Raw genomic sequence first — 10,078 nt, 5'->3', positions numbered from 1 at the left:
CAGCAGCATGGCTGTGAGTTTAGCGCAAATTCTCCGACGTTTGGGGAAAGAAATTAGCTTAATTATCGAGGATAATTATCTACTGCCAGATATTGATCGGGAAATCTCCCATTTAGTTACTGCCATTTTAGAAGCGGAAGGAATTAAGATTTTACCCGGCTATTGTCCTAGTCAAGTGAAAGCGCTCGAGGGTCAAAAATGGTTACAATTAGGCAATTATGTCATTGAAGTCGATGATCTCATTTTTGCTGGTAATTATCAAGTCAATGAACAGGGATTAAATTTGGCCGGGGTGGGAGTTAAACTAGAGGAGGGATTAATTAGGGTTAATCAGCAATTCCAAACCGATAATTCCCGCATTTATGCCCTAAATTTGCTCAGAAATAATTATCCCGATCCTACTTTAAATCACCGGGCTGCTTTTGGGTTAGTCAAGCATCTGCTCACGGGAGAAAAATTTAACTTTAATCCCGAGCAAATTCCCTCATTTATTGCTTTCGATCCTGCGATTGCTTGGGTGGGTTTAACTGGAAAAGCAGCCCAGGACAGCTATGGTGAGGAGGTAAAGATGATCAACTATCCAATTAAAAATATGGTCCCACAGCAAATCTGGGGGGAAACCACGGGATTTTGTCAATTAATCTACCGACAAGATGGTAAAATACTGGGAGCGCAAATAGTCGGTAATCAAGCAGCGGAAATGATTAGTATTATCAGTTTAGCTTTACAAGAAAATTTAACCATACAATCCCTCAATAAAAATATTTATGCTTGGGGAAGTATGGGAGAGATTATCGGAGAAATGACGCAATTAATCCCCCAGAAAAAATCTTGGTTAACTTGGCTAAAACAATTATTCAGATAATTAGATTGAGAAGGAAGATTAAATTATGAAACCGAAATTTATTGTCTTTGAAGGTATTGACGGATCGGGAACAAGTACCCAAGCAAAACTCTTACAAGAATATTTTTTAAAGCGAGGGGAAAAAGCAGTTTTAAGTCCGGAACCTTCCGAGGGAGTTATCGGTCGTTTGATTCGAGAAATAATGCAAACTAATCTTATTTCTATCAAAGATCAAAATCAATTTGACCGACAAATGGCCTATTTATTTGCAGCTGATCGCCATTATCACTTATATAATGATCACGATGGCGTTTTTAAACTTATTCACCAAGAACAAACCCACGTTATCACTACTCGTTATTATTTTTCCTCCCTGGCCTACAATTGCAATAATCCCGAAGAATTTGCTTTTGTTCGGCAGTTAAATCAACATTTTCCCAATCCAGATTTAGTTATTTATATCGATATTCTTCCCGATATTTCTCTAGCAAGAATTACAAACAGAGCCATCACAGAAGTGTACGAAAAACAAGAAAAGTTAATAAAAGTTCGTCAGATGTTTATCGAGATATTTAAAGAATATAAAGATAATTGTTTACAACTGGATGGCAGTGATACAATAGAAAACCTTCACCGAAATATTATTAATTATCTTGAACGATTAATTTAAATCCATGCTCAGTACAGAAACCACCCCTAAATTCATCTACCAACCCCACTATAAACCCAATCAATTAATCTGCGGTCACGGTCAAACAGCAATTATCACGGGATGGACAGTAAAACAGTCCCTTGCTAAACATTTAAATCCCGACCAATACGCGGTGATTGGTAATCTTTATAGTCCCACCAGAGGAATTAGTCCCCTGCTGAGAAACTTAATCGCAAATCCCCACGTTAGATACTTAGTTATTCTCAACGCGACTAAGGAAGATAAAAACTCCGGCAGCTGTCAGTGTTTGCTAGATTTTTTTAGTCAAGGATTCCAGTTAGGAAAAAGTGACACAGGTAAAGAATGTTGGCTAATTAATTCTTCTACCACTGGATATATTGACAAAGAAATTGACCGAGAAACCCTCGAAAAATTGCGTCAATCAATTCAATATCAACCAGTTGAATCCATCCCAGAAGCGATTGAAACTGTCAAAAATTATGCAAAACAATCCCCCTTACCAACTTGGGGAAAACCATTAACCTTTCCTATCTCAGAAAATCTTCCTTCTCTCCTACCCGGGACAAGATACGGTCATCGCATTGAAGGAAAAACTATTGCCGAAACTTGGGTAAAAATTCTCCAAAAGATTAAAACCACTGGCACAATTAGACCGACAGGATATGATGGTAAATGGCAAGAATTAATTGACCTAATGGCCGTTGTCACCGATGAACCCCCAGACTTTTATTTTCCTGAACCTAATTATTTGCCTATAGATAGAGCTTTTCTTACCGAATATATTGGACAAATTCTCGATGATTCTCCTATACACCAAGGAGTTAAATACACCTACGGTCAAAGATTGCGCTCTTGGTTTGGCCGAGACCAAATTGCACAGGTTATTAATAAATTAATCTCAGAAATTGATGCTGCTAGTGCAGTTATGTCCCTCTGGGATGTGAAAGACCACGAAAAGGGAGGTAGTCCCTGTTTAAATCATATTTGGGTGCGAGTGGTGGAAAATGAATTATCTCTCACCGCAATATTTAGAAGTAATGATATGTTTGCCGCTTGGCCGGCAAATGCCATGGGATTGCGTGCTTTACAACAACATATTAGGGATGAGATTAGCAAGCACTCTGACTACAATTTATCAATGGGTCCATTAATTACTATTAGCCAATCGGCCCATATATACGATGATACTTGGGAGAATGTCGAACGATTAATCGCCACCCAGTACGATAAAATTGTCAATCAGCGCGACTTTTTTGACCCTAGCGGTAACTTTTTGATTTCTGTGGAAAAAGAACAAATTCTTGTCCAACAAACTACCCCCGGCAGCGGGGAAGTTGTCGCTTGTTATCAAGGCAAAAATCCCCTCAAATTAATCCGCGAGCTTGCAACAACCAATCCCGCAATTATTCCCGAACATATCGGTTATCTGGGAATCGAACTACAAAAGGCCTACAATTGTCTCAAGAATAATCAGTCTTATATCCAAGACCAGTAGATAGGTGGGAAGTTTCAGTGAACAGTCAACAGTGAACAGTCAACAGTGAAAAGACAGCAGGAAACTTCTATTTAATACTGCTCACTTAAAACTCAAATCTGATAACTGATAACTGATAACTGATAACTGATAACTGATAACTGATTACTGGTCCTTGTTTGCTGAACCAGCACCGCGATATTTGAGAGATGAGGAGCGAATTGGGTTAGCCACCGTGGGATTATTGGTGATTTTAACCTCCGCACCGCGATATTTACCCCCTCGCTCCTTGACAGGAGCCTCGGTGACTGTTGGCTCGATATAGGTGGCGCCGCGATACTTTTTCTCGCCGGCGGTTTCTGGAGTGGGGACGGGGACATTCTTCTGCTCTTCTCGTCCTTGCCATAAAAAGGTGACGACAATCACAACTGTCAAGAGAATTAATAGCTGAATCTGCCAAGGAGCTAAAACCAGACTCAACACTAAACTAATTACCGTGGCGGCACTGGCCAGATAAGCGATTTCATCGCTGGACTGCTGCCAGAAATAGGCAGCCAGAGCAGCGGTGAATAGTGGCAACAAAAACAAATAGGACATTCTGGGTACACCTTGTCACACTAGTGAACCAATCTCTCTATTATTACCCCCCCTAGCTTCGATCGGCGAAAAATATTAACTTAGCTTATACATCTCATAAGTTTTATTATGTCAATCCTTCTTTACAATTCGTAAAAATCTTGTTACATTTATTTACATGAACTAAAAGTTAAAGCAAAACAGCCAAGACAGCAAGCCAGTTCAGATTGTCTCGGGGAGCATCAGACAGCTTATGATTCGTTTAGCTCCAGACAATGGCAAAAAACTTGGCCTACTAGCTTAAAAAAGTTTTCGGGGTTTGGGTTTACCCCATTGACAGATTTGCTTGAGTTCTCCTACATAACTTAGCGCTACCTCGGCTGGACACCGGGGTTTTTTATTTGGTTACAGCGTTTTCGACTAAGTAGGTGGGTATTAAAAACTTTCAGATGCCCCCCTTATTAAGGGGGGATTAAGGGGGGATCGGCACCCCCCTTATTAAGGGGGGCAGGGGGGATCAGAGGCAAAATCTATCTTCAATTTAATTATAACTACTTACTTATTTGAGATAATTGTTAGAGAATGACTCTCGAATAATTGCCAGTAAAACTTAGATAGGGTTAAGAGACAGTAGGACAAGGAATAGAAAAAAATATCGACCAAAGAAATAATATCCAGTTTTGGCACAGAACCGGATAGTCATAATGATTATTTATCATTTACTCCCGACCAACTCAAAAAAACCCCGGCTGACTTTCCCGATCGCTGCCGTCTGTGAGACAATCGATCGAGTGTTATCCTAAACTCCGCCAATTTTCATGTCCGACGACGCTACTATTCGTACTGCTGTACAACGTCTCTACAATACCTATCCTTTCCCCCCCGAACCGCTTCTAGACGAACCTCCTCCGGGTTACAATTGGCGCTGGAATTGGATTGCTGCCTATAACTTTTGTTGTCATCGTAAACCTGAACGAGAGGATATCCGGATTCTCGATGCGGGTTGTGGTACTGGTGCGGGAACCGAATATCTGCTCGCGCTCAACCCTTTCGCTCATGTAGTTGCGATAGATATCAGTGAAAAAGCTCTAGAAATTGCCAAAGAACGCTGTAATCGTTCGGGAGTTGCACCAAAACACCGAGGTTCTCTGGATTTTCACCATTTACCCCTCGAATCGGCCACTAATCTCCCCGGAGAATTTGATTTAATTAACTGCGTCGGGGTGCTGCACCATCTCCCGGACCCGGTTAAAGGTATTCAATCCCTCGCACAAAAACTGGCCCCCGGTGGTCTGCTGCATATTTTCGTCTATGCACAATTGGGACGCTGGGAAATCCAGTTAATGCAATCTGCGATCGCACTTTTACAGGGAGACCGACGCGGGGATTATAAAGATGGGGTCGCTGTCGGCCGAGAGATTTTTGCCTCCCTACCGGAAAATAATCGCATTTTGAAACGGGAAAAAGAGCGTTGGTCAATGGAAAATCATCGCGATGAGTCCTTCGCTGATATGTACGTTCACCCCCGGGAAGTGGACTATAATATCGATACCCTCTTTCAACTGATTGATGCGTCAGGATTAGCCTTTATTGGCTTTTCTAACCCTTGCTACTGGCAATTAGAGCGTTTATTGGGTAAATCCCCCGAATTGATGGCTAGAGCGCAAAATTTAGGGGAAAGGGAACGTTATCGCTTGACGGAATTATTAGACCCAGAAATCACCCACTATGAATTTTTCCTCGCTAAACCACCGATTTTGACGGCCGATTGGTCCGGGGATCAAGTCCTAGAGAATGCAGTGGCCGAAGTTCATCCCTGTCTTTACGGCTGGCCTAGTGCAAGTGTTCTAGATTACGATTATCGGCCAGTTAATCTCTCGGAGAGAGAATTTGCTTTTTTACAAGCTTGTGATGGTCGTTTAAGCGTGGGAGAAATCGACGCTCAAGTTGCTTTAGGATTAACTGCTGTGCGTTCTTTACAACAGCGCCAACTACTGATTTTAAGTTAGGGAAAATTTGGGGATGTTAGAGATAGCGTCCCTCGGCAATCGGCAACTTGTGAACTAACTTGGCTAAATCTTGCCAAAAATTCTTGTTTCTTAACAATTATACCCTTCCTATCCCCATAGTTTCAGCCCCAGAATTAACCGGGGCTGAATTATAATAGTTTAAGAAAGTGGACAAGGCTGCTAAATTTCTGATCAGTCCGATTTTTGCCCATCGGCAACCGGGAGAGTTTAATCATTATCCCAAGATTCCGAGGCGATTAAGTCACCAATTTGATCTCTGAGAAGGTAGTCACATCGTTCTAGTTCACATTCAACACAAACCCACTCCCGGGGGGGAATGAACTGACAGAGGGTGTAGATCGGTTGGTGTCTGCTCACTACCCCCTGTTCTACCATCTGACGGACTTCGTCCTTAATCATCCTGATAGAGTAAGCGGTGGGAGCGGTGGAGAAAGTTATGGCACTCATGGGAGATTTCCTGCAAGATCTACAAAAGAAGTCTTATCACTAACTATAGTCTAACCTATGAGGGGACAAAAGAGATTTTTTGCTGTATCGACGATTACAATTTTTTATATATAGCGAAACCCTCTCCCCGCGCCAGTTTAGGCTTAGGTTAAGAAAAGTTAAATTTATCGGCTAAAAGCTGTCGAGTCCCCTTATACCGAATCAGTGATCAGTCATCGGTGATCAGTTATCAGTTAAGCTGTTGACTATCTAGAGTTGGCTGAATAAATGTGAAATGTATGCAAGGTAAGGGTTTTGGGGATTTTCTTGCTCCCACAGGTGCAAGATTTTGAGAGAATCGTGGTTCAAAACCTTGCATCTTCATCGGCCCGCGTCCTGTAGGGGCGAAGCATTCGGGCAATAACCTATCGGTGAAACCGGAGATTTTCTATCCGAATGCTTCGCCCGTACTTTTTGCCGCAAACCCTATCTAATATTACTGGTTAGGACTGCACCGGAGTGCCGGAGTTGGCAGCAGGGAGGATAAGTGAGATCGCTTGTACTTAATTTTTTCCTACGCAGTTTAAATTCAGTACAGCTGATCACTGAAAAAAGCTTCCCACTTAAACTAATAAATGGGGAATAAAAATAAAAGCCGCTACGAGTAAAGCGGCGATCGAGGCGATTAAAACGGCACCGGCGGCACAATCTTTCGCTATTTTGGCTAAATCATGGTAGGATTGCCCCACCGTCAGATCTACCACTGATTCTAGGGCAGTGTTAATTAATTCTAAGACCATCACCAGAGCGCAGGTAAGGGTGACAATCGCCATTTCCATGGCATCAACCCGCAAAAATAAGCCCCAACTAACCGCTACTAGGGTAATCAGGGTGTGAATGCGAAAATTTCTTTGACTAACAAAAGCATAACGGACTCCTGCCCAAGCGTAGCGAAAACTGACTAACAGATTCGAGGCGACTTGCCAAGCGTATTCTCTTTGACTGGGATTGTTGCCCTCACTAACCTGTCCCGATCGAGGGATAAAATTATTGTTGAGATAGGGATTAGGTATGCTGGCAGATTGGTTGGCTTGATGATAATTTGTCTTCATATTCCTCAATAATGCTTGACAAAAATAACTAACTATGTATCGGCATTTCGACGGTTTTTAACAAAGTTTCCTGTAAAGATAGCATTTCCAAGAGACTTGTTTCATCGGGATGGTCCCAACCCAAGAGATGTAAACAAGCGTGGGCAGTTAACCAGGCCAATTCTCGCGCCAAAGAATGATTTTGTGTTAAAGCCTGTTGTTGTGCTGTCTGGACAGAGATGATAATATCCCCCAAATATAAAGGTTCTGTCTCTAAAATGCCCTCATCCACTGGTAAATCCACTTCGAGAGCGGCAAAAGCGAGAACATCCGTCGGTTGATCTTTGTGGCGATATTGGCAATTATAGGTCTGAATTTCTCGATCGTCTGTTAAACGCAAACTTAGTTCATAACCGGCGGCAAGGGGGAGATAATCCGATAGATAGCCTAGCCATGTCTCCAACCAATAGTGCCAAGTTTCCCCATCCACAGGACTATTTCCGGGATCAAAATAATTATCCTGTAGGCATAAATCCACCCCTAGGGGTAAAGTCTCACTCACCAGATTTCACCCTAGGGACGCGTCAGATAGGAAATACCGACAAAAAAGCCTAATAGGGCTGCTGTAGTCAAAAAAAAGTGTTTTAACGAGACGCCTTTTTTCTTGACCATATTCCGCATCGCCAGCTTAACGTAACTCGGTTGCGCTTCGGTGGCGGTTTCTACTGCGGGGTCAGTGGTGCTAACAGGTTCAGTCATCAGTAATTCCCCAGACAAGGATTGATCGCTATAAGTGTAACAGATTATTAAAAAAGTGCCAAAAAAATTCAAGTCCAGGGAAAAATTGTTACCCTTCCGGGATGGTAACAACCGCTCAACTCCCCCACACCCCACACCCCACACCCTACACCCCAGCAGTTAACCCATGTCTTCCCACAATACCGAAAGCATCCAGACTATTTTTCAGAAAATTTGGGGCTATGATAGCTTTCGCTTTCCCCAACAGGAGATTATCGAGACGATTTTAGCGGCAAAAGATGCCCTGATTGTCATGCCCACGGGATTCGGTAAATCTATCTGTTTTCAATTGCCCGCTTTATTAAAAACCGGCTTAACCCTAGTGATTTCTCCCCTAGTGGCCTTGATGGAAAATCAGGTGGAGGAATTATTAGCCAAAAAACTACCCGTTGCCCTGATTCATCACGAAATCCCCCGACAACAGAGAAAGAAAACCTTAGCAGCGATCGCAGATCAAACCCTGCGACTTCTCTATCTTTCCCCAGAAACCCTCTTAAGTCCGCCCCTCTGGTCAAAATTAACCCTTCCCCACGTTAAAATTAACGCTCTCATCCTCGACGAGGCCCATTGTTTAACCCAGTGGGGCGATAATTTTCGTCCTGCCTACCGTCGTCTCGGTGCCGTCCGTCCCGCTCTTCTGCAATCAAAACCGGCCGGCAGCCAAATAGCGATCGCTGCTTTTACCGCCACCGCTAACCCCGCCACCCGTGAGACTCTCACCTGCGTCTTACAACTAGAAAAACCGCAGCTTTTCTTAATAAATCCTTACCGTCAAAACCTTGACTTAAGCACCAAAATATGTATTAGCCCCGGTTGTCGTCGTCATCAACTATTAAACTTCCTCACCGGTCAACCTCGACAATCCGGCCTGATCTATACTCGTTCCCGTCGCCATAGTGAAAATTTAGCGGCATGGTTGCAATCTCTCCACTATCGCACCAGTGCCTATCATGCCGGTTTATCGCCCTTTCAGCGTCGGGAAATAGAACAAAATTGGCTGCGGGGGGATTTAACTTTTGTTGTCTGTACCTCAGCTTTTGGCATGGGTATCAATAAACCCGATGTGCGTTGGGTTGTCCACTACCAACCCCCAGCTTTACTATCGGAATACCTACAGGAAATCGGCCGCGGTGGTCGCGATGGCGGTAAAATGCAGGCCCTCACCTTAATTAGTGAACCGACGGGATGGTTAGATAATAGCGATAAAAACCAGCAAAAATTCTTTAACTCCCAACAGGAACGCCAATACCGACAAGCTTGGCAAATTTTAGCCCAAATTCCCCTAGAGGGCAAAGTAGAGGCGATTAGTGCCGAATTTCCCGATGGTGCGCTCATTCTCTCCCTTTTACACAGTCTCGATCGCCTAGAATGGCTCGATCCTTTTCATTATCGGCTTATTTATCGCCATAATTCAGCTAAGATGACTTTTAAACCCAGAAATGAGATATTTCCCTACCTCTATACCCGTCGCTGTCGTTGGCACTTTCTCTTAAATGCCTTTGGTTTTCAGGAAAATGCCGACAATTTTCGCTGTGGTCATTGCGATAATTGTCGTCGCAATCGACCTCTGGTAAGCTAGGGAGCGCCAGAACAGGGAGAGCAGAGCATTTGTACTAAATTTTCCTGTCTTTTTTCTCCTCCTGTCTCGGATTCTCCTAACCTAAGGTCAGGTTTTTGATTTTTGCAGGAGATCTATAGCGGTTTTCCCAGAAGTGAGTCCCGATTGAATCTATCAAGGGATTTACTATACCTTACCCGAAATAATAGTGAAATTTTGTGACAAAGTGCAGCCAGATACAAGAATCTTTGCTACATTCCCAGAAGGCTTCTGTGATAAGTCTCCTTATTGGATAAGACTTTTAGACCTTTTGGAAATCAAAAAGTACCAGTTCTGGGAGAGATCGGGGAAAATTCAGGTACTTTTTCTCTGAAAATTAGGTAATTGACCACATGAAAATGGGTAAAACCCTACACCCTACACCCTACACCCCACACCCTGCCCCCACGAGAAACTTTTTCAGTAAACCCTATTTAGGGTTTGCTGAATAAATCTAAAAACTTTGTTGGGTAAGACTTTTAGACTTTTGGGAAATCAAAAAGTACCCGGCATGGGAGTGATCAGGGGGAAAATTCAGGGACTTTTTCCCTGAAAATTAGGTAATTGAC

The 10,078-nt window shown here is 43.0% G+C and carries 10 protein-coding genes; 5 read left to right on the top strand and 5 right to left on the bottom strand.

The annotated features are described in order from the left end of the window. From IQ242_RS08565 to IQ242_RS08555, 3 genes are all read left to right on the top strand, one after another. The coding region (locus IQ242_RS08565) for an FAD-dependent oxidoreductase (protein ID WP_193959675.1) at positions 1-865 on the top strand (865 nt) is incomplete at its 5' end. 25 nt (positions 866-890) lie between these two features. Then, positions 891-1,514, top strand: a complete 624-nt coding sequence (tmk, locus tag IQ242_RS08560; protein ID WP_193959674.1) for a dTMP kinase — start codon at positions 891-893, stop codon at positions 1,512-1,514. Between the two features lie 4 nt (positions 1,515-1,518). Then, positions 1,519-3,012, top strand: a complete 1,494-nt coding sequence (locus IQ242_RS08555; protein WP_193959673.1) for a thymidylate synthase — start codon at positions 1,519-1,521, stop codon at positions 3,010-3,012. Positions 3,013-3,156: 144 nt separating this feature from the next. On the opposite strand, the gene IQ242_RS08550 is transcribed toward IQ242_RS08555, so the two are convergent. Beyond that, positions 3,157-3,588, bottom strand: coding sequence for a DUF4278 domain-containing protein (locus IQ242_RS08550; RefSeq protein WP_052276560.1), 432 nt, complete (start codon positions 3,586-3,588; stop codon positions 3,157-3,159). 797 nt (positions 3,589-4,385) lie between these two features. On the opposite strand from IQ242_RS08550, the gene IQ242_RS08545 reads away from it, so the two are divergent. Further along, positions 4,386-5,576 carry a bifunctional 2-polyprenyl-6-hydroxyphenol methylase/3-demethylubiquinol 3-O-methyltransferase UbiG gene (locus IQ242_RS08545; protein ID WP_193959672.1) on the top strand — a complete coding sequence of 397 codons (1,191 nt, stop codon included), beginning with the start codon at positions 4,386-4,388 and terminating at the stop codon, positions 5,574-5,576. 228 nt (positions 5,577-5,804) lie between these two features. Here the strand turns inward: IQ242_RS08545 and IQ242_RS08540 are convergent, their stop codons facing one another. The 4 genes from IQ242_RS08540 to IQ242_RS08525 all read right to left on the bottom strand — a co-directional run bounded on the left by IQ242_RS08540 (position 5,805) and on the right by IQ242_RS08525 (position 7,873). Beyond that, positions 5,805-6,044, bottom strand: a complete 240-nt coding sequence (locus tag IQ242_RS08540; protein ID WP_002738935.1) for a DUF4327 family protein — start codon at positions 6,042-6,044, stop codon at positions 5,805-5,807. Between the two features lie 602 nt (positions 6,045-6,646). Further along, positions 6,647-7,135 carry a diacylglycerol kinase gene (locus IQ242_RS08535; RefSeq protein ID WP_193959671.1) on the bottom strand — a complete coding sequence of 163 codons (489 nt, stop codon included), beginning with the start codon at positions 7,133-7,135 and terminating at the stop codon, positions 6,647-6,649. A gap of 28 nt (positions 7,136-7,163) precedes the next feature. Then, positions 7,164-7,676, bottom strand: coding sequence for an rRNA maturation RNase YbeY (gene ybeY, locus IQ242_RS08530; protein ID WP_193959670.1), 513 nt, complete (start codon positions 7,674-7,676; stop codon positions 7,164-7,166). Between the two features lie 11 nt (positions 7,677-7,687). Further along, positions 7,688-7,873 carry a DUF3285 domain-containing protein gene (locus IQ242_RS08525; RefSeq protein ID WP_002752941.1) on the bottom strand — a complete coding sequence of 62 codons (186 nt, stop codon included), beginning with the start codon at positions 7,871-7,873 and terminating at the stop codon, positions 7,688-7,690. Between the two features lie 166 nt (positions 7,874-8,039). Here IQ242_RS08525 and IQ242_RS08520 point away from each other — a divergent pair, with 166 nt between their 5' ends. Then, positions 8,040-9,491, top strand: a complete 1,452-nt coding sequence (locus IQ242_RS08520) for an ATP-dependent DNA helicase RecQ (RefSeq protein WP_193959669.1) — start codon at positions 8,040-8,042, stop codon at positions 9,489-9,491. The last annotated feature ends 587 nt before the right edge of the window (positions 9,492-10,078 follow it).

Source organism: Microcystis sp. LEGE 08355 (genome assembly GCF_015207185.1).
Lineage (GTDB): Bacteria > Cyanobacteriota > Cyanobacteriia > Cyanobacteriales > Microcystaceae > Microcystis > Microcystis panniformis.
The sequence above is the reverse complement of the archived record's forward strand: the minus strand, read 5'-3'. Positions and strand labels throughout refer to the sequence as shown.